Source organism: Acinetobacter sp. 1000160 (assembly GCF_000588715.1).
Taxonomy (GTDB): Bacteria; Pseudomonadota; Gammaproteobacteria; order Pseudomonadales; family Moraxellaceae; genus Acinetobacter; species Acinetobacter courvalinii.
In genome coordinates this window covers 340,359-360,937 of record NZ_JFWP02000003.1, presented here as the reverse complement: position 1 = coordinate 360,937, position 20,579 = coordinate 340,359, and the positions used below count along the sequence as shown (strand labels likewise).

Below are 20,579 nucleotides of genomic sequence, written 5' to 3'. Positions count from 1 at the left end.
AACGAGCATGACGCTCGTTTTTTTATGCTGGATGCATGGATTAGAACTTGAAGCTCACACCCACTTTCGCAACTGGCATCCATTCATATTTGCTTTTGTTTTCAATATTGCGTTGTTCTTTATCAACAGCGCTTTCTAAAGTATTACCGTTACTACCGATGATTTGGTCATCGCCAGAAGTTTTTAAGTTAACAGTTGGGTTACCTGTATAATAAGCACCAACTTCACCAAATAAACCGATATTTTTATACACAGGGGCATTTAAACCAAAACCTACGTATGGTGCGATATCATTATCATAATTCATCGTACCATCAATTTGTGCACTCTGAGTATTGGTTGTTGTAAAGCGCTCACCATTAACCTTAACCAAACTGTTGCCACCAACACGTTTTTTCAAATCATAGGTATTGTCAAGATAACCAACACCTGCTGCTACATAAAGAGAACGAACAAATGTATTTTGGTTAGTACCCCATGGATAAATTTCAGCATTTAAATATGCATTTTTGTTATCCATATCCATATCATATTTCGTGCCATCAACTTTTAAGCTATCTGACCAAGAAATATCGCCACCATTGTAACCAAGGCTTAAGCTAACGTATGGGTTGACTTTATATGAAATAGCCCCACCGTAACCAGTAGTACCCACTTCAGCACGAACTGAAACTGGATCTAAGTATGAAGGAAAAGCGTAAACAGATTCCTGCACAACTTGTTCATCTGCTGCAAATGCAGTACCTGCAATCGCTGTTAATGCACCTGCTGCTAACATAACACGCAAAGCTTTCATTGAAGTCTCCTCAAAAATGCTCTTATTTAAAGTATAATTGTTACTGTGGACATAGCATAAAATAAATGACGCTATTTTTTTATACAGAAAGTGATTATTTTTTGTTATTTTTTGATACAAATTCGAAGGAATTATGTATTTCTAAATTATAGATAAAAAACAATGAGCTCCATTTTTATGACAGTTTTATTGCTCGACTTTAAAACAAAATATTGTAACTACTTTTTTCAAATATTCTGAGGGTCTGCTGCCACTTTATCTATGGTTGCGACAATGGAGATTTTTTAGGCGATACAAGGCATGGCTTGTGAAGTTTAGGCTTTCTAAATGAACAAGACATAACGATGTAACGACAAAAAAACTCCTTGTCATTAAGCTTCGCCTTGCGCTGTAATCAAAGCAGTGCTTTGCTCTTGCTCAGGTTATAGCTAAAACTCCCTCATACTTCGTTATGAAACTTGGCAAGGGAATAGCCATTCCCTGCGTTTCATGCCTCGTCTGATAAAATTTTAGCTTATAACGCAACCTATTTATAAAATGGCAACAGACCCTACAAAATTAGTGTAAAATCTTCAAAATTTTTTTGGAAGAAGGAAGATCATGTCTCAGCTTTCTACAATCATTGAGCAAGCATTTGAAGACCGTGCCAACTATAGTGCAGCGGACTGCCCAACTGAAATCCGTCAAGCTGTAGAACAAGCATTGGCCGGTTTAGATAACGGTACACTACGTGTTGCCGAAAAAATCGATGGTGAATGGGTTGTTCACCAGTGGCTGAAAAAAGCCGTTTTGCTTTCATTCAAACTCAATGATAACAAACCGATTGAATCGTGTGATCTTCGTTTCTATGACAAAGTAGATACCAAACATTCAGGCTGGACTGAAGAACAGTTCAAAGCTGCGGGTGTACGTGTCGTGCCTCCTGCAGTTGCCCGTCGTGGTAGCTTCCAGGCTAAAAATGTGGTGTTAATGCCTTCTTATGTCAACATTGGTGCTTATGTAGATGAAGGCACAATGGTTGATACCTGGGCAACTGTAGGTTCATGTGCACAAATCGGTAAAAATGTTCACTTGTCTGGTGGCGTTGGTATCGGTGGTGTTTTAGAACCTTTACAGGCAAACCCGACCATTATTGAAGATAACTGTTTCATCGGTGCACGTTCTGAAATCGTTGAAGGCGTGATTGTTGAAGAAGGTTCGGTCATTTCAATGGGCGTTTTCATCGGTCAATCTACCAAAATCTTTGATCGTGAAACGGGTGAAATTCACTACGGCCGTGTACCAGCAGGTTCTGTGGTTGTTGCGGGTAGCCTTCCATCAAAATGCGGTACTTACAGCTTATATGCAGCCATCATCGTGAAAAAAGTGGATGCAAAAACACGTGCAAAAACCAGCTTGAACGATTTATTACGCGCTGACTAATTTGTAATATATACGGAACTTAATGGTTCCTCGTCTCTACGATCAGTCATGGTCGTAGAGATTTTGTTTTTTATGTAGCATGCTGCTTGTGTGGCACCTGTCTGTGGTAACTATTTATGGCTTCCTTACGTTCTTCTGCAATTCCTGTCTCTGATCCTGCGGCTGGTTTACGCATTACGGAGATCTTTTACTCTTTGCAAGGCGAAGCGAATACCTTTGGTCTACCGACGGTGTTTATTCGCTTAACAGGTTGTCCGTTACGTTGCAGTTATTGTGATACCACCTATTCTTTTGAAGGTGGTGAGCGTTTATCGCTGGAACAGATTATCGAAACCGCAAGCCAGCATAAAACACCTTATATTTGTGTCACAGGTGGCGAACCGCTTGCACAACCAAACTGTCTGATCCTGTTACAACGCCTTTGTGATCTTGGTTTTCAGGTTTCTCTTGAAACCAGTGGCGCTTTGGATGTTTCCAAGGTTGACCCACGTGTTTCCAAAGTGCTGGATTTGAAAACACCCACCTCGAAAGAAGATCACCGTAATTTGTTCAGCAATCTTGACCATCTCACCCCGCATGACCAGATTAAATTTGTGATCTGTAATCGGGCTGATTATGAATGGTCAAAACAACAGCTGGAACAGTTCCAATTGCAAGACAAAGTGAGTACGGTTTGGTTCTCACCTGCTTTTGCAGTGGAAAAAGGTGCAGTTGCCCTGCCAGCATTGGCACGCGACTTGGCCCAGTGGATTTTAGAAGACCATCTCCCTGTTCGCTTCCAACTACAGTTGCACAAACTGTTATGGAATGATGAATCCGGTCGTTAAAAGCTTATGAAAACCACATCTCTCAGAGAAATGGTTTCCTCAAATTTATTTTAGGTTGAATAATGGAAAATAATATGCGTTCTCGTGCCATCGTATTATTGTCTGGCGGCTTAGACTCAACAACGTGTCTGGCCTGGGCACAGGCAAATTATGAATGTATCGCCCTCAGCTTTATGTATGGTCAACGTTCAACCACTGAACTTGATGCAGCCAAAGCACTCGCTCAACGCGCAGGCGTTGAACACCGTATCATTAATATTGATTTAGGCAATTTAGGCGGTTCCGCGCTTACAGATCATAACATTGAAGTCCCAGAACAATTACAAGAAGGGATTCCTGTAACTTATGTTCCAGCACGTAACACAATTTTCTTGTCTTATGCCCTTGCTGCGGCAGAGGTTTTTGACGCTGCTGCCATCGTGATTGGTATCAATGCTGTTGATTATTCAGGATATCCTGATTGTCGACCTGAATTTATTGACGCTTTTGCCAATCTTGCGCATTTAGCAACCAAAGCGGGCGTTGAAGGAAAACCCCTTAAAATAGAAACACCTTTGTTACATTTATCCAAAGCGAATATTATACGCTTAGGCATCGAACATGGCGTAGACTACAGTCAAACGGTATCCTGCTATCAGGCAGATGCTCAAGGACGTGCATGTGGCAAATGCGACAGTTGTCGTTTACGTCAACAAGGTTTTATCGAAGCAGGTATTGCGGATCCTACGCGTTACGCTGAATAATCGATATTAGGGTAAAAAATTAGGTACATTATATGAAGTTTTCTAAATCAAATCTTATTCTTTCTACAATGATGTCAGCTGCTGCACTTTTTGCGACAGCAACTCACGCAGCTGATAATCCATTACAAACTGCGTATAAAAGTACCAATGTAAAAGCAGCATTGGTCAACGTATGTAAAGACCAGACTGCAAAAGGCGGTAAATTAACAGCGGCTGAAGTTAGCAAGTTCTGTGGTTGCCAGATTGATGCTCAAGGTAAAGTAACTGAAGCGCAAAAATGGGAAATCCAGAGCGCAATCAATGCCAAGAAAAGCCCAAGCTCTTTAGGTTTTGTGCAACAGCAAAATAAAGACCTACAAGCATGTTTAGGTGCTCCACTTGTTAGCAAGTTAGAGAAACTGACTGAAGAAGCAATGAAAGCTGCTCAACAGCAACAACAGGCTCCGAAAAAATAAGCCTGTATTGTTGAAAACAAAGCCTGCATTTATGCAGGCTTTTTTATTGGGCTTTGTTAAAATCCCCTTTATCTAGAATCAGTTGAATAACACCATGCAAGATCAATGGAAAACCAATGCCGAGCAACGACAATCTATTGTCTCGTTCAGTGGTGGTAAAGACAGTTCCCTCGCCCTATATCATGCTATGCAAACAGGCACTGTGATTGGGCTCATTGTCATGCTGGAAGAACAAGGTCAGCGTTCTCGTTCCCATGCCATGCCGCTGGAGATTATCCGGGCACAAGCAGATGCGGTTGCTTTACCCGTGTTTATGACCTCTTCCAGTTGGGCTGATTATGAAACAAGGTTCATTGCCCTGCTCGATCAAGCCAAACAACATGGTGCAGAAGTGCTGGTTACCGGTGATCTGGATATGCCTGAGCATGGTTGCTGGCATGATCGAGTCACCCAGCAAGTGGGACTGAAACTGGGCATGCCGCTGTGGTTACGCCCTCACCGGGAAGTGGTCGAAGAATTTATTCAGCTGGGGTTTAAAAGTGTCATCGTCACCATCAATCTGAAACTGGGTATGCAAGTCGAAGATTTAGGCAAAATTCTCACACTGGAATACATCCAAGAATTGGAAGATCGTGGCGTTGATCCATGCGGTGAAGGTGGAGAATTTCACACCACCGTGATTGACGGACCAATTTTTAACAAAGCTATTCCTGTACGTCACGGCGATATTGTTTATCATGAAGAATATGCTTTTTTACCGCTTGAGCTTGAGCAAAACTAATTTTATTGAAGGATGAACAATGTCTGAGAATATTCAATTACCGAATCATGTATTCCCAACTACACAAGGTGAAATCAATCTGGCTGAGACTGGCAGTGAATGGTTGGTACTCTATTTCTATCCTAAAGACTCAACCCCTGGTTGTACCACTCAAGCAGTGGGCTTTTCTTGCTTGAAAGACCAGTTTGATGCTTTAAACTGTCAAATTATTGGCGTATCACGCGACTCGGTCAAAGCGCATCAGAACTTTACCGAAAAGCAATCGCTCAGTATTGATTTAATCAGTGATAAAGAAGAAGTGCTGTGTAAACATTTCGACGTGATTAAAGAAAAAAATATGTATGGCAAACAGGTCATGGGCATTGAACGCTCAACCTTTATTTTCCATAACAAGCAGTTAGTAAAAAGCTATCGCAAAGTTAAAGCGGCTGGACATGCTGAACAAGTATTAGAAGACTTAAAAGCCCTGCAAACAGCTTAAGATGATTCTATAAAAAAGCGGATTCCATATCCGCTTTTTTATTCAGGCAAATTGCTGTTCACTTGCTGCTTAGCGTATGATAAGGACATTAAAAATAATTAAAAGATACTGAAAATGAATCCTCTAAAACCACTTTCTAGCCTTATCTGTCTCATGTTCTTATCCGCTTGTAGTAGAAGCACACCTGCGACATCTCAACAACAGTCCTTTAGTGTCGCACAAATTAATCAGCCGACCGCCTCAATACGCTGTCAGGATATACAAAACCCTGCCTATCAGCAGGCTATTCTGAATGCAATCAATGAAATTCGGCAGCATCCACAGCAATGTGGTGGTCAGCATTTCCCTGCCGTAGCTCCCTTAAAATGGAGTCATGCTTTATCCCAAAGTGCGTTTGCGCATGCGCAGGATATGGCTCAACACGGTATGCTCGGACACACCAGTAGTACAGGTCAAGATTTTAGAAGCCGCTTAAAGACACAATTTAAAGGCCACGGCGGTGGAGAAAATGTGGCACGTGGACAAAATAGCTTGAATGAAGTGATGGCAACATGGCTGGCCAGTCCGGTGCATTGTCGCAATTTGATGCATCCAAAATTTACAGATTATGCGATCGCCTGTACAGTTGATCAATCGGCGAAGCAAAAAACGTATTGGACTCAACAATTTGGTGTTCGATAAAAAGGAATAAGCATGCAATCTGGCTCAATTACCCCCATTCTCCGTATTTTCGATGTCGAACTTGCCCAATCATTTTATCTGGACTATTTGGGCTTTCAACTCGACTGGCAACATAGCTTTGGGGATAACTTCCCACTTTATCTACAGATTTCCCGAGAAGATTGCATCATTCATTTAACTGAGCATTTTGGGGATGCCAGCCCGCACAGTGCCATCCGTATTTACTGGGAAAACCTCAGTTTGCTTCATGCAGAACTGAATGCAAAAGACTATAAATTTGCCAAACCTCAAGTGGAGAAAACCGATTGGGAAACCTTGGAGCTGAGTATAAGCGATCCATTTTCAAATCGAATTATTTTTTGGGAAGATACCTAGTCTCCCCAAGCGATCAAGCTTCATCAATATTGGAACGATCATTATCCTTAAATTTTTGCTGTAATTTTGGATAAACTGCCGATTGCTGAAAATCATTTAAAAACTGAATGGTGCCCTCAGGGAAAAATTCGGTTTGAATCTCCCCCCGATAGTACGCTTCACGCATGGGCGTTGCAGAAATCGAGTTTTTCAAACTCTCCAGTTCCACCATCTGCCACTCAGGAAATAAGCGTAAATAATAGGAAGATTCATCCTTAAAGTGACCAATCAGACCGACTTTTGCATCTGGTTGAATGATCCCGTTGACCAAATCTTTGACCTGCTTGACCCATTTTTCATCGTTATACACATCAACCACATGCACAAAATGAATGCGCTTTTGATCTTGTTCAGAAAAGTTCGACAAGATCATTTTCTCACGCTCAACCGCCAGAAAAGGATTCTTGATGTTACGTTCCGATTGAGCCGAACCTAAAGCCAAGATCACGTTTTGACTTTGTTGTAACGCAATTTCAATGGTTTGCATATGTGCCAGATGAAATGGCTGGAAGCGTCCAATAAAAACGAGATAGTCAAATGTGTACATAGGCTTAATTTCACTTTTTTGTGAACTCATCAGTTGTGCCATTCTGGTAAATATGCGACATAATGAGTGCACTTAACAACAATCTGGATTAAAGCAAGGATAGTACGATGACACTTAGCTGTATTCAACAACCTCATCAACATTTGCAAGCAAATTTAGAAGATGGCGTACTCACCTTAGCCATTAACCGTTCAGAAGCAAAAAATGCACTCTATGGTGAACTTTATCTTTGGATCGCAAAAGCTTTGGATGAAGCCGATGCGGATAAAGACGTTCGTGTGGTGATCTTCCGTGGTGCAGAACAAGACTTTACTGCGGGTAATGACATGAAAGACTTTATGGGCTTTATTCAAAAGCCGCATGAAGGTAAAGCGGGCGACCAACCGCCATTTGTGTTATTAAAAGCAGCTGCCCGTTTTTCAAAACCGCTAATCATTGCAGTCAAAGGGGTTGCGATTGGTATTGGGGTTACGATTTTATTACATGCCGATCTGGTGTTTGCAGACAATACGGCCCTGTTCCAGATTCCATTTGTCAGCCTTGGCCTATCTCCGGAAGGTGCAGCTAGCCGTTTACTGGTCAAACAGGCAGGTTACCAGAAAGCCGCCGAGTTATTATTCACGGCGAAGAAATTTGATGCAGCAACGGCGGTAAAAGCCAATCTGGTCAATGATGTGGTTGAAGATGTTTATGTCACTGCACAGCAAACTGCGCAACATTTAGCTGCGCTGCCATTGGCGTCGATCAAACAAACTAAAGCACTGATGAAACAGGACTTGGCTGAAATCATCCAGTGTGTTGATGATGAAGCTGAAATCTTTATGCAACGTGTACGTTCTCCAGAAATGATGGAAGCGGTACAAGCCTTTATGCAAAAACGTAAGCCTGATTTTTCTCAGTTTAATTAATCACTGTCCAAATCATTTAAATAAACCACTTAGCCTAAAAGTTAAGTGGTTTTTTATTTTGCATATCCATATAGATATTTAAGAATAGACCGTCTAAGCTCGACTCAGATCAAAACTAAATTTTAAAACTATGAAAGTCGTCATTGCTCCTGATTCATTTAAAGACAGCTTATCCGCACAGCATGTGGCAGAAGCAATTGCTTTGGGTTGGCAACAGGTTTTTCCTGATGCAGAAATTGTGACTTGCCCCATGGCGGATGGCGGCGAAGGAACAATTGACGCAGTTTTAACAGCTTGTTCAGGTCAATGGCGCGAACAAACCGTACAAGGCCCACTTGGGCAATCTGTACTGGCAAAATGGGGCTGGTTAGAGGCTGAAAAGATCGCCATCATTGAAATGGCACAAGCCAGTGGTATCCAGTTGCTAAAGCCTTCACAACGTAATGCCTGTATCAGCAGTACTTTTGGTACAGGTGAGCTGATCCTGGCTGCTTTGGATGCCGGTGCTAAGGAAATTATTCTGACAATTGGCGGTAGCGCAACCAATGATGCAGGTACAGGCTTACTCCATGCATTAGGTGCCAGATTTCTGGATGCAGATCATCAAGTCTTGCCTGTTGGTGGTCTTGCTCTGCAAAACCTGGTACAGATCGATCTGGAAAATTTTGATTCACGAATTCAACAGACTAAATTTTTATTGGCCGCTGATGTCACCAATCCACTTTGCGGAGTAAACGGCGCTTCACATATTTTCGGGCCACAAAAAGGCGCTTCACCTCAACAAGTGTTGGCCTTAGATCAAGCCCTCTCCCGTTTTGCCGATGTTACGGCTCAATACTTTGGCTTTGATCAACGTAATGAAACTGGTGCAGGAGCTGCGGGTGGCTTGGGTTTTGCGGCTAAAACATTTTTAAAGGCCGAGTTTCGATCGGGTGTCGAAGTCATTGCAGAACTAAATCAACTTGCCGATAAAATTCAGGGGGCGGATTGGGTGATTACTGGCGAAGGTAAACTTGACCAACAAACCTTAAATGGCAAAACCCCATTCGGTGTGGCCAAAATCGCACAAGCTGCCAATATCCCGGTGATTGTGATTGCAGGAACACTTGGGCAAAACTATCAAGCTTTATACGAACATGGCATTACCGCTGCCTTTTCTTTAACTTCCGGCCCAAGCACGCTAGAACAAGCCTGTCAAAATGCAGCAGAGTTGATCCGCGCACGCACAGCCGATATCGCCCGATTAATTCAAAGCACGATGCCTGATAAATAATAAAGCTTATTGAATATCTAAAATCAGGATAAACTCAAAGGCCGGTTCTTCATAAGGATGGCTTGCCTTTAAAGCTTTTGCTACTGCACTGGCCTTCTCCTCTAAGACAATAGTTTCAACTCGCCATTCTTCAAGCTGCTCGAGTTTATCCAATTGTCCTAAAAACGGATTGGCACCTTTAACGGGCTTAAATTGCCCGATGCCTTTGACTTGCCAAGCACAGTGTTCATAGTTTCCAATACCACCCGCCCCAGCATCAAAAATTGCTTGTTTGGTCGCTTCCAGATGAGATTCAGGTACGTAATAAATCAGTTTTAACATCGTAAAATGGCTCAAATTGAAATCAATCTGGCTTCAATCATAACGGTATAAGTGCTGAACAATCAAAGTTGAAGATTAATCATGAGATAACTTACAGCAATAAATAGCAATTGGATAAACACCGTGAAGCCAAACCAAAACCAGCCTTTGTCTTTTGAATAGCTTGTTCTTAAATAGTTTTCATTTTTCATCATGCCGTTCTCGCCTATGTTATTCATTGTGGAAATAAGAGAAGCAAGAATTAAACCAACTCTGCAAAAATTTTTATAAGTGATTCAATAAAACAATCCTAATCTCTAGATTTATCTTTCTATCTAATTAAAATAAAATAAATTTCTATAGAATTCTTATAAATTAATATGGCTCATTCTTTCCAATCACAATGGGATTTTTATTATCCCAACAAACTTCCAATTTCTCATTATTTAATCCAAGATTTTCCACAATTTTGGTTTAGGATTCATAGCCTACCCAAGTCCAAAAGATATGCAGATACGGCTGCAGAATATGAATTATTGCTAGATCGACATAATAGAATTATTACAGACTGCTTCGGTACTGACACTTCTATTTTTATTGTTTCAGGCCATTACTTCACATTGAGCAGAAACAAGAAAGTTTATGTCCCTGCCTTTATGCTCAAATACCAATTTCATTTAGAGCAGGAAATCAACTTAACGCAAGCCAATCCTGAATATTATGATGGAGAAGATGAAGATCATTTCTTTAGACCATGTAGTGTCGAAGTCACTTGGCAAACCAATCAACACAATGACTTGTTGAAAAAGATCGCTGATGATGAATTAAAGGCTTTTATGGTTTCTTTTGAGCAGAATATAATTGTTGCACCTTATGATGGTGGTATTGATTTTATTATCTTTGATGAAGCGAAAAGAAATGATTTAAGAGACAAATATCAAGACTGGCTTTCATCAAGAGAAGATGGGTTATGACCACGTTAAGCTATTCCTTAAAAAGCTTAGAGCTTCTTTAAAGGTTTCATGCCAATAATCCTCTGGTTGTTGATCTAAACAATACCAAAAGAACCTAAAGCCTAAACCACCTCCATCCTGACAATGATGTTGCCACGTTTCAGCCAGCTCACCCTTCACCTCGCATACATAGAATACCAGTTTTGCTGATTAGATTTGAGTTTAAAATTTCCAATAAACTTGGGATTTGGTTCAGCATTCAACCCTGTTTCTTCAAATAATTCACGGATTGCAGCTTGATCATATTTTTCCTCTTGATCTATTGTCCCTTTAACCAATTACATCCCTGCAAGTGGATGCCGAAAAGCCAATATTTCCAAGCCATGATTTTTATGTCTTAAAATTACCGGGACAACTTTTTTCATAACACTACACTTTTAGTTACTTGAAGTTATATAAATAAAACTTTTAGTTCCAGACTAATGATTTAGTCTAATAACCGTCCAGTAATATATTTTTTATCCTGTTTAAAGTTGACCACTTTTTTCTCAAAACGTGCTTGTTTCGTCTCATATTTTACTAACCATCTTAAATATTCTAACAGCGTGGATCCAGTAGAACTAAATTCTGACTCAGGTTGTCCGTCATCCAATGCCCAGACACTATTCCTCCCATCTTCTCTTGCTGTGGCTAAATAAGTAAAAAAGCAGCATTCATTTTCCATTGTTAGAAAAAATAATTTATTTTCAATAGCATCAATCATCCCTTTGGTAGGATTAGCAATTTCATCTTTAATAAAAGTTTGCTGCAAATCCTTATATTTCTGTTTTTCCCATGCAGGTCCATACATAAGAACAGAATCACCCCATAACAAACCACCTGAGCATCTTCCCATTTGCAATAAAAACTCTCGGAACTGTCCATGTATCTTTAGATTATAAATTTCAGCAATCTGGTTAATTTCTTGCTCTGTATAGCCTTGAATATGTTCTGGATACAAAGGCTAATGCGTATCTTCATGTCGACAGCTTATCAGCTCAGAAACAAAATCAACCATGTATAAGAATCTCTAACTCTTTAATTATGCTGAACATTATATAAAAGAAACATCTAGTATGTGTTTTTAAATTAATGCGCTCATATACACTTTTATATTACTGATTTACAGCACTCTCTTTATAAAAAAAACTTACTGAATCTGCTCTGGATAGCTACAGCCCGAATAATAAACTCGGCATTGTCCACCCTTCTCAGCATTACATTTATTCATAGCTTGTTGCACAGCATTTTCTACACTGGGAGCATGCGAGGAAATTGTACCATTTAATCCTGCCACTACAGCTGCACACTGATTATAATAGATTAAAGTAATCTCACACTTAGACTTCGCTCCTCCTCTATTTATGCATTCTTGAATCGCAGAGCTTTTCGCTTCCTTTTTACTTGCTTTATTACTTACAATACCAAAAATAGCTATTCTATCAGATGCAATCGCCCCCACCGATCTGCCCATTTTGGTGCAGCATGAGCATATCCGACGACACCATAAGGTGAACTCGATGAAGAATTTGTTCCACCCGAACCTCCACCATTACATGGCCCTGCTTGAGCAGCACCATCGCAAGCATAAACGCCAGGGGCAATCGGAACCTGCGCGACTGAATATGGTGTAAATAAAGCAAAGACCAATCCAATAAATAAACCATAATTTTCTTTCATCTCTTATCTCTCTTTATTCAAGGTTGATATAAATTAAAGATTACTGCATTTTGAATCATTGCGAGTAAAACTAAGTATTCAAAAAAGAAATTGGCCTAATGGGTTAAAATTTTATGAACGATTTATTAGGATAGATTTATAAATAATATGAGCTAGGTATAAAAGCCATCTAAGAAAGAGCTTTATACTTTTACTACCCTTTAAAAAGATTAGGAACTAATAATATTCTTTAGGCTTCTGATTTCTTATGTAATCTGTGCTCATACATTGTCATCGCAAATGCCAAACCACACAAAATCACAAAACCACTGGTCATTGGAATCAACGTGCCGTTATATAACTGACCAATAATAGAGGCGAGAATAAGAGATAACACCGAAGATGATGCCCCTATAATCGCCGAAGCCATACCTGCCACATGCCCCATCGGTTCCATGGCAATCGCATTCAGATTTCCAAACAATGTACCAAACAATAAAAACAGAATGCAGGCATACAACATAAACATCCAGAATGAAACGGTTACACCTGCAAGCTGGATGATCAAAAATACCAATGAAATTAAACACAGGCCAAGAAAGCCATAAATACAAATCGGACGCATGCCAAACTTCATCACAATTCTAGAATTGGTAAAAGACGCAATCCCCATCACACCTGCTAATAAAGCAAAATAAGCACTAAACTCCTGCCCTGTTTTGCCAAATTGCTGCATAAAGATTTGCTGTGACGTTCCAAGATAGCCAATGAATCCACCAAAACAGAAACCTGCACAGAGTAGATAACTCATGGTGGTTTTATTGCTCACCACTTCTTTAAAGCCATCCTTAAAAGCTTGTACCCGCATCGGCAGACGATTCTCAGGCACTAAGGTCTCTTCCAAGCGCAAAGCAACCCATGCTCCCACAACCGTGGCATAGACCATATACAATACAAAAATATCGCGCCAGCCAAAGAAATGAATAATCAGTTGTCCCAAACTCGGCGCAATCGCAGGCGCGACCATAAACACCATCATAATCAGAGACATGATACGTGCCATTTGGGCACCGCTATATTTATCCCGCACAATCGAAATCGAAGCGACATAAGGTCCAGAAACGCCAATACCCTGAATAAAACGTCCGATCAAGAACCATTCAAAGCTTTGGGTGGAATAGCACAATAAGCTTCCTAAAAAGTAGATCACAATACCTGTGAATAAAATCCGTTTTCGCCCAATCGCATCGGACAATGGTCCTGCTATCAATTGACCAATGGTCATGCCTGAGAAAATGCTAATAATCACCCATTGGGCCTGATTGCTATTTTGCAGGATAAAAACACGACCAATTTCACCCAGTGCAGGTAAAACCGCATCAATTGAAAATGAGACGATGGACATCAGTAATGCCATCAATAGTGCAAATTCATGGAAATGGATTTTTGATTTCATTTTTCTTGTCCATTGATGATTATTGTATTTGGAATTAAATAAGCCACCTGACGGTGGCTTATGGCATGGATTGATTAACCAATAAATTTACGTGCGTTACGGAACATACGTAACCAAGCACCATCTTCAGCCCAGTCTTCTGGCTTCCAAGAATGCTGTAAAGCACGGAAATTACGTTCTGGATGCGGCATCATCACTGTTGCGCGACCATCTTTAGAGGTTAAGCCTGTAATTGCTTCAGGTGAACCATTCGGGTTCAACGGATAATGTTGAGTTGGATTACCCAAGCTATCTACATAACGCAAGATCACCTGGTTCTCAGCATTTAAAGCAGCAATTTGCTGTTCAGTTGCAACCAGACGACCTTCACCATGCGCAACCGCGATTGGTAAAATCGAACCTTGCATATCTTCAAGCAAGACCGACACCGATTTTTCTACACGAACGTTCACAGCACGTGCTTCAAATACTTCTGAAGTATTACGGTGGAAACGGCCCCAATGCTCTGCACCCGGAATCAGTGGTGCAAGTTGCGACATCATTTGACAGCCATTACATACGCCTAAGCTGAAGGTGCTCTCACGATGGAAGAACTGCTCAAACTGGTCACGTAACTTGGCATTGAACAATACTGATTTCGCCCAGCCGCCACCTGCGCCCATGACATCACCGTATGAGAAGCCACCACACGCCACTAAACCTTCGAAATCGCTCAAGCTGACACGACCTGCAAGCAAGTCACTCATGTGTACGTCGATGGTATTGAAGCCGACCTTGTCAAATGCAGCAGCCATTTCAACGTGACCGTTGACACCTTGCTCACGCAAGATTGCCATATTTGGACGACGTGTATTGATAAACGGCGCTTCAACAGGTTCATTCAAATCATAAGTTGCTTGTGCAATCAAACCTTTGTGGTTTTTATCTGCGATTAATGCAAACTCTTGATCAGCCGTTTCTACGTTGTCACGTAAGCGTTGGATCTGATGCGATACTTCTGCCCATGCTTGTTGCAATTCAGCACGCTCTAGCGTTAAACCATTGACAGCCAATTGATCAGTTGTATTAACACGGCCCACAACTGCAATGGCATCTTTCAGGCTTGATGCTGCAACTTCAACTTCTAACTGTGCCCAATCCGCTGCTGTGATTTGCAGTACAGCGCCAATTTCTTCAGCAAATAAGCTTTCAGTGCTTTGATTTTCTAAAGCGACACCCAAGCGTGAAGCAAACATCATTTCAGCAACAGTCGCGAGTAAACCACCATCACCGATGTCATGGTAAGCCTTGATCACACCACGATTGTTCCAGTCCTGAATCAAGGCAAAGAATGCTTTGAAGTCATCAAAACTATCGACGTCAGGTGTCACTGAACCGATAGCTTTATACACCTGTGCCAAGATCGAACCGCCTAAACGGAACTGACCTTTAGATAGGTCAATACGCACAAGTACTGAATCTTCTAAATTTTTAAGTTCAGGTGTTAAAGTTTTACGTACATCCAATATAGGTGCAAATGCAGTAATGACACCCGACATTGGCGAAGTTACGGCTTTCTCTTCACCATCGTTCCACGTCGTACGCATTGAAAGTGAATCTTTACCGACTGGAATTGCGATGCCTAAAGCAGGACACATTTCCATACCAATCGCTTTCACACCTTCAAACAAGGCTTGGTCTTCACCTTTTTGCCCCGCCGCTGCCATCCAGTTCGCAGAAAGTTTGATATCGCTAATTTGTTCGATGTTGGCACACGCAATATTGGTAATCGCTTCCGCAACCGCTAAACGTGCAGATGCAGCCGGATTCAACAATGCAACAGGTGGACGTTCGCCCATGGCCATTGCTTCACCAGTGAAACCTTGCAAACTTGTGGTGGTCACTGCTGCATCCGCAACAGGAACCTGCCAGCGACCCACCATCTGGTCACGTGCAACCATACCGGTAATCGAACGGTCACCGATGGTGATCAGGAATGATTTAGATGCAACGGTTGGATTTTTCAAGACGCGGAAAATCGCATCTTTCAAATCAACTTTTGCAGCATCAAAGTCATTGCCAGTACGTTCAATCGTTTCATAGGCACGTTGCATACGTGGCGTACCGCCCAACATCACTTGCATCGGGATGTCGACCGCATTGTTGTCAAACAAAGGATCTTCAACGGTTAAATGACGTGCTTCAGTCGCTTCACCCAATACTGCAAACGGGCAACGCTCACGTGCACAGATTTCTTCAAACTGTTCTAAAGACTCTGGACGAATCGCAAGTACATAACGCTCTTGCGCTTCATTTGACCAGATTTCCATCGGGCTCATACCTGGCTCTAAAGATGGAATCTTACGAAGATTCAATACCGCACCTAACTCGTGATCATTCACCAGTTCAGGCATGGCATTGGAGAGACCACCCGCACCTACGTCATGTACAGACACGATCGGGTTGAAATCTTCCAAGCGCCAGCAAGTATCGATGACTTCCTGACAACGACGTTCCATTTCCGGGTTTTCACGTTGAACAGAAGCAAAGTCCAAGCTCTCGCCCATGGTACCGCTGTCTACAGAAGATGCCGCGCCACCACCAAGACCAATCAACATGGCAGGACCGCCCAATACAATGAGCAAGTCACCCGGTTGAATCGCATCTTTTTCAACATGATCAGGACGGATATTGCCGTAACCACCAGCGATCATGATTGGCTTATGGAAGCCTTTCACTTCACCATTCACATTCTGTTCGAAAGTACGGAAATAACCATTTAATGCAGGACGACCGAATTCGTTGTTAAACGCAGCACCACCCAATGGACCTTCAATCATGATTTGTAATGGCGATGCCATACGTGAAGGTTTGCCATAGTTTTCTTCCCACGGTTGTTCAAAACCAGGAATATTCAAGTTTGAAACGGTAAAGCCGGTTAAGCCTGCTTTTGGTTTACCACCGCGGCCTGTTGCACCTTCGTCACGGATTTCACCGCCCGAACCTGTTGCAGCACCTGCAAATGGTGCAATTGCAGTTGGATGGTTATGGGTTTCCACCTTCATGAGGATATGAGCAGCCTGGCTCTTATATTTATAAACGAAGTGGCCATTTTCATCCGCTTTCGGATAAAAACGCATGGTGTCATACCCCACGATCACAGACGCGTTATCTTTATATGCCGATAACACATCGGTTGGCGATTCTTTATAGGTATTCTTGATCATCTGGAACAAGGACAATGGTTGTTTCTCACCATCAATTGTCCATTCTGAACCGAAGATTTTATGACGACAGTGTTCAGAGTTCGCTTGAGCAAACATCATCAATTCGATGTCATTTGGATTACGACCGAGCTTGGTAAAAGCTTCGGTCAAGTAATCAATTTCCTGCTCAGATAAAGCAAAGCCAAACTCATTGTTGGCTTTGACTAATGCTTCTTTACCTTGACCCAAGATGTCAATTGAGTTTAACGGCTTCGGTGCGGTTTCCGAGAATAACGCTTTTGCTTCATCAATATGAGCAAAAACGCTTTCTGTCATACGATCATGTAAAGCCAGTTTCACTTCGTTTGAAATCTCTTTCACCCCTTTCAAGGTAAATAACAGACCACGTTCCAAACGGTGAACCGGGGTATTACAGTTTTTGAAAATATCTGTTGCTTTAGATGACCACGGCGAGATTGTCCCGACACGCGGTGTCACTAAAATCTGGATTTCATCACTTGCAGCTTGGCGAAGTTCGAAAGATTGACCATCGTTTAAAAGTTGTAATGCCGATTGATGTTGCTGCTCGTTGAGCGCTTGATCAAACAAATAAACCCACTGGCTGTCAAAAGATTGAACAGAACTCATTGACGTTAATCGGTTTAAGAGTTGAGCTTTCTTGAAAGAAGAATGTGCTGATGCACCGGCCACGATAAACATGTTGACTTTGGCTCCACGGGCGGGTCTAACGAACCTACCACAATGTGACTTATAAGAGAGCGCATATTCTACTGTGAAAGGCGCTTTTCAGCTAGCCATATCCATCTTAAAAATCAGAGTTTTCTGCTTCAAATGACTTAATTTATTGTAGCTTTATCCATTTTACTTTATTCGTAACAATTCATTTACTGCAAGGGACAAAATATCGGTGCATTCCAAATTTGGTTTCCTGATCCGGCAGCAAATACCACACACCCAGTCAAGCCGACCATAAAACGACTTTTCTATACGCTGATTCGTCGCTCTATCTCGCTAGAGATCATAACAAGCTCAGCCACTCGATAAATACGGTGGAATGGGTGCATCGCTTACCCCTACACCAGTACCTATCTCCCGTTTATCTCAATAGCTAAGCTTTAATTTTCTCAGCTCTATTTGTCATGACCTGGATCAGATCAATAGCTTGATAGTAACTTGCCTGAAAAAATATATAATACAGACCTGTCTTCCTAACAACTTAGAACGGCCTAGAGAGCTTTAATGAATAAGCAAATAATCGAGCAACTATTTAAACAAAAGAAAATTTCCCAATGTATTGAAGCTGCTGAAGAATATCTAACAGAACATCCCAACGACCTGAATACCCTCAAGACCATGCTGGACTATCTGTTTAAACATGAAACTTCTTTGGAAAGTAAAACTCAACCTCTCTCCTTGCTGAATAGTGAACATGCAGATCAATATAAAGCGCTGATACAACGCCTTTATCAGCAGGAAAATGAGAAAGAAGCAGCACTGCGTTATTATTTATTGCTCGCCAAACAACAGAAAGATGTAAACGATTTCTTAAAATATGATGCTGAATATACTGAGCTTTATCAACAGCACTATGCTCATAACCGTGAATGCCGCGATATCATGATTTCACAGCTCTGGCTCGACAAAGTGTATTTTTTAGCGTCACAACAACATCCTGACTTAATCATGCAAATCGAAAATGGTATTGATCTGCTCTCTGTTGAAGATGAAACCGAGTATTTGCATTTGGCAGAAATTGCGTATGAGCATCAAGACATTACGTTGGCACAAAAAATATTATTAAAACTGATCAAAGGATTAAATTACCAACCCGAGGTTCCGGCTGGATTAGTCCGCTGGTATCACCGCTTTGAAGAGCTGATTAACAACGGTTATGAGCATCCGGAAGTTCGCTATTACCAAATCATTATTGAGCGGAACTATTATGAACAACTCAATAAGACAGAATCTGCCTATTATCAACGCAGCTTAGCCACTATTGAAAAATATCCAGATGAAGCTTCTGCTTTGCATTTTGCTGGAACTTATCTGTATGAAAACGAACAATATCAGCAAGCATTCACTTATCTGGAAAAAGCCCAAGCCTTAAAACCGGATGTTGTGACCTGGCGTAGATGGCTGGAATCAAAATATCTGCTGCAACAATCCATCACTCTGGAAGTTCCACTATTCAACCAGACCCTGCCCAGAGATCTCTATGCTGCAGGGGTGAGTCTAAACGAGTTTTATGAGGAAAATTACGATTTCGATGATCAGATCACATCCGAGCTGACTCATTTAAATTGTGAAATTTATCGTCAGTCTTATCACGCCTTTAAACAGTACTATGAGCAGAATCAATACCCAAGCGACTATCACGGTAATTACCATTATTTTGCGATGTGTTGTAATAACTATGCCATCAAGCTGATCAGAACCGGACACTATGATCAGGCAGCTGCTATTGCTACAGAAGGATTAAATTACTCCGAGTTTATGGAGTTACACTTTACCCGAATCTGGGCTTATAAAGAGGCGCAAAATTACCAAGACATGGAGCATGCTTTAGCAGAATATTTTGAAAAATATGATGCAAGCTGTGTGCCGTTTACTGAACATCAAATTCGGGTGGCAGAGTATGTGGCCTGCCAAGCAAAATTAGGCAAAATCGACAATATTCAGGAAGAAGCTGAAAAAGTCCTGTTTCAGCTATATCAATATGCTGCTAAGAAACCTCATCTGCATGATGAAGATTATCGCAACCTACAGGTGGCAGAATGTGCAGTAGAGAATCTGATTTATGAACTGTATGAAGATCAGGATGCATTGATTCGCAAAGACTATTATGAAAGCGTTACGACTCGCTTCCCTCTCGCGTCTCAACCCCATTATGTGTTAATGCAGGTCTATAATGAGTTAGAGGATTATGAAAATATAAATGCATCCGCTTATCGCTATTTAAAGTTGAAACGCAGTTTTATGATGGCACAACAGGACTGGGACAAGACGATTTACCTGATCATTAAAAGTTACTGCTTACTTGAACAACATGAGCAAGCAATCCAGTTTTATCAGTATCATGCAGCCAGAATAGAGCAGGAATTTGATCCGGAAGATTTTCCTTCGCTCAATCAATACCTGATGAAAAGCTTTCTCAGATTGGGTGATTTTGCAATGGTACATCAGTTGGCTGAACAGTCTCGAATGATTTATGAACAGCAAGCCTGGGCCTATAATGACCTTATGGAATATATCTATCTGCTTGAAGCTGAAGCATACTATAACAGCGGTCAGATCAAACAGGCGCACCAACATCTGGATCATATCCTGTCATATAGCGACCATATCCCTATTGCCGCGCACTACAAGAAGTCATGGAAAAAACCGGGCTTCTTCTCCAGATTTTTTTAAGTTCAATTAAATGGCTTTGCTCTGACTTATTTATAGGTTTTTATTTAATGTATGAATAAGTCAGATCTTTTGTCTGACTTGCTAGGACGTTTCGCGATCAGCCTGCTGCTTGTGGGCTGTTTATTGCGCAGCATAGAAGTCGATTCGATAGCCTTAAGCCCCTAAAACAAGCAGCAAGACAATTTATGTCGCCCTACTCTAGTGCTTTAATCTTTTTTTTGGCATGATGA

The 20,579-nt window shown here is 41.4% G+C and carries 21 protein-coding genes and 1 pseudogene; 12 read left to right on the top strand and 10 right to left on the bottom strand.

Annotated elements, in window-relative coordinates:
• Positions 1 to 40: 40 nt before the first annotated feature.
• Positions 41 to 796: an ornithine uptake porin CarO type 5 gene (carO, locus tag J699_RS10670; protein ID WP_032867421.1), complete on the bottom strand. Its 756-nt coding sequence runs from the start codon at positions 794 to 796 to the stop codon at positions 41 to 43.
• A gap of 600 nt (positions 797 to 1,396) precedes the next feature.
• On the opposite strand from carO, the gene dapD reads away from it, so the two are divergent.
• The 8 genes from dapD (at position 1,397) to J699_RS10710 (ending at position 6,561) form a co-directional block, all read left to right on the top strand.
• Positions 1,397 to 2,218 carry a 2,3,4,5-tetrahydropyridine-2,6-dicarboxylate N-succinyltransferase gene (dapD, locus tag J699_RS10675; RefSeq protein ID WP_005229497.1) on the top strand — a complete coding sequence of 274 codons (822 nt, stop codon included), beginning with the start codon at positions 1,397 to 1,399 and terminating at the stop codon, positions 2,216 to 2,218.
• A gap of 116 nt (positions 2,219 to 2,334) precedes the next feature.
• A complete protein-coding gene (gene queE / locus J699_RS10680; RefSeq protein ID WP_032867423.1) occupies positions 2,335 to 3,045 on the top strand; it encodes a 7-carboxy-7-deazaguanine synthase QueE in 711 nt (236 codons plus the stop codon).
• Between the two features lie 74 nt (positions 3,046 to 3,119).
• Positions 3,120 to 3,788 (top strand): 7-cyano-7-deazaguanine synthase QueC, encoded by a 669-nt coding sequence (gene queC, locus J699_RS10685; RefSeq protein ID WP_199949367.1) that lies wholly within the window; start codon positions 3,120 to 3,122, stop codon positions 3,786 to 3,788.
• Positions 3,789 to 3,820: 32 nt separating this feature from the next.
• Entirely contained in the window at positions 3,821 to 4,243 is a 423-nt protein-coding gene (locus J699_RS10690; protein WP_005229494.1) for a hypothetical protein, read from the top strand.
• Between the two features lie 94 nt (positions 4,244 to 4,337).
• Complete coding sequence (locus J699_RS10695) at positions 4,338 to 5,024, top strand: diphthine--ammonia ligase (protein WP_032867427.1); 687 nt, start codon at positions 4,338 to 4,340, stop codon at positions 5,022 to 5,024.
• A gap of 19 nt (positions 5,025 to 5,043) precedes the next feature.
• Positions 5,044 to 5,505, top strand: a complete 462-nt coding sequence (locus tag J699_RS10700) for a peroxiredoxin (protein WP_005229490.1) — start codon at positions 5,044 to 5,046, stop codon at positions 5,503 to 5,505.
• Between the two features lie 114 nt (positions 5,506 to 5,619).
• Entirely contained in the window at positions 5,620 to 6,186 is a 567-nt protein-coding gene (locus J699_RS10705; protein ID WP_032867428.1) for a CAP domain-containing protein, read from the top strand.
• A gap of 12 nt (positions 6,187 to 6,198) precedes the next feature.
• Positions 6,199 to 6,561: a glyoxalase superfamily protein gene (locus tag J699_RS10710; protein ID WP_032867431.1), complete on the top strand. Its 363-nt coding sequence runs from the start codon at positions 6,199 to 6,201 to the stop codon at positions 6,559 to 6,561.
• 13 nt (positions 6,562 to 6,574) lie between these two features.
• Here the strand turns inward: J699_RS10710 and J699_RS10715 are convergent, their stop codons facing one another.
• Positions 6,575 to 7,147 carry a nicotinate-nicotinamide nucleotide adenylyltransferase gene (locus J699_RS10715; RefSeq protein WP_165569300.1) on the bottom strand — a complete coding sequence of 191 codons (573 nt, stop codon included), beginning with the start codon at positions 7,145 to 7,147 and terminating at the stop codon, positions 6,575 to 6,577.
• A 107-nt stretch (positions 7,148 to 7,254) separates the two neighbouring features.
• On the opposite strand from J699_RS10715, the gene J699_RS10720 reads away from it, so the two are divergent.
• Entirely contained in the window at positions 7,255 to 8,055 is an 801-nt protein-coding gene (locus tag J699_RS10720; RefSeq protein ID WP_032867437.1) for an enoyl-CoA hydratase-related protein, read from the top strand.
• 130 nt (positions 8,056 to 8,185) lie between these two features.
• Positions 8,186 to 9,328, top strand: a complete 1,143-nt coding sequence (locus J699_RS10725) for a glycerate kinase (RefSeq protein ID WP_032867439.1) — start codon at positions 8,186 to 8,188, stop codon at positions 9,326 to 9,328.
• A gap of 6 nt (positions 9,329 to 9,334) precedes the next feature.
• Here J699_RS10725 and J699_RS10730 read toward each other — a convergent pair whose 3' ends face one another.
• Together J699_RS10730 and J699_RS19895 are read right to left on the bottom strand one after the other, a co-directional pair.
• Positions 9,335 to 9,649, bottom strand: a complete 315-nt coding sequence (locus tag J699_RS10730; protein WP_032882802.1) for an NGG1p interacting factor 3 protein, NIF3 — start codon at positions 9,647 to 9,649, stop codon at positions 9,335 to 9,337.
• Positions 9,650 to 9,711: 62 nt separating this feature from the next.
• Positions 9,712 to 9,843: a KGW motif small protein gene (locus J699_RS19895; RefSeq protein ID WP_265596580.1), complete on the bottom strand. Its 132-nt coding sequence runs from the start codon at positions 9,841 to 9,843 to the stop codon at positions 9,712 to 9,714.
• A 165-nt stretch (positions 9,844 to 10,008) separates the two neighbouring features.
• Here J699_RS19895 and J699_RS0218640 point away from each other — a divergent pair, with 165 nt between their 5' ends.
• Positions 10,009 to 10,602 (top strand): hypothetical protein, encoded by a 594-nt coding sequence (locus J699_RS0218640; RefSeq protein ID WP_032867443.1) that lies wholly within the window; start codon positions 10,009 to 10,011, stop codon positions 10,600 to 10,602.
• Here J699_RS0218640 and J699_RS0218635 read toward each other — a convergent pair.
• From J699_RS0218635 to purL, 6 genes and pseudogenes are all read right to left on the bottom strand, one after another.
• Positions 10,597 to 11,006, bottom strand: a pseudogene (locus J699_RS0218635) (NUDIX hydrolase). The gene J699_RS0218640 and the pseudogene J699_RS0218635 overlap by 6 nt on opposite strands.
• A gap of 62 nt (positions 11,007 to 11,068) precedes the next feature.
• Positions 11,069 to 11,581 (bottom strand): SMI1/KNR4 family protein, encoded by a 513-nt coding sequence (locus J699_RS10735; protein ID WP_228133438.1) that lies wholly within the window; start codon positions 11,579 to 11,581, stop codon positions 11,069 to 11,071.
• Between the two features lie 189 nt (positions 11,582 to 11,770).
• A complete protein-coding gene (locus J699_RS19785) occupies positions 11,771 to 12,082 on the bottom strand; it encodes a DUF4189 domain-containing protein (RefSeq protein ID WP_228131908.1) in 312 nt (103 codons plus the stop codon).
• A complete protein-coding gene (locus tag J699_RS19780) occupies positions 12,055 to 12,300 on the bottom strand; it encodes a hypothetical protein (RefSeq protein WP_228131909.1) in 246 nt (81 codons plus the stop codon). Before J699_RS19780 ends, J699_RS19785 begins: the two co-directional genes overlap by 28 nt.
• A 229-nt stretch (positions 12,301 to 12,529) precedes the next feature.
• The gene (locus J699_RS10740) at positions 12,530 to 13,735 is read right to left on the bottom strand and encodes a multidrug effflux MFS transporter (RefSeq protein WP_032867447.1); all 1,206 of its coding nucleotides are present in this window, start codon (positions 13,733 to 13,735) and stop codon (positions 12,530 to 12,532) included.
• 74 nt (positions 13,736 to 13,809) lie between these two features.
• On the bottom strand, positions 13,810 to 17,640 hold the full coding sequence (purL, locus tag J699_RS10745) for a phosphoribosylformylglycinamidine synthase (protein ID WP_032867450.1): 3,831 nt from the start codon (positions 17,638 to 17,640) through the stop codon (positions 13,810 to 13,812).
• 540 nt (positions 17,641 to 18,180) lie between these two features.
• On the opposite strand from purL, the gene J699_RS10750 reads away from it, so the two are divergent.
• A complete protein-coding gene (locus J699_RS10750; protein WP_032867453.1) occupies positions 18,181 to 20,349 on the top strand; it encodes a tetratricopeptide repeat protein in 2,169 nt (722 codons plus the stop codon).
• Positions 20,350 to 20,579: the final 230 nt, after the last annotated feature.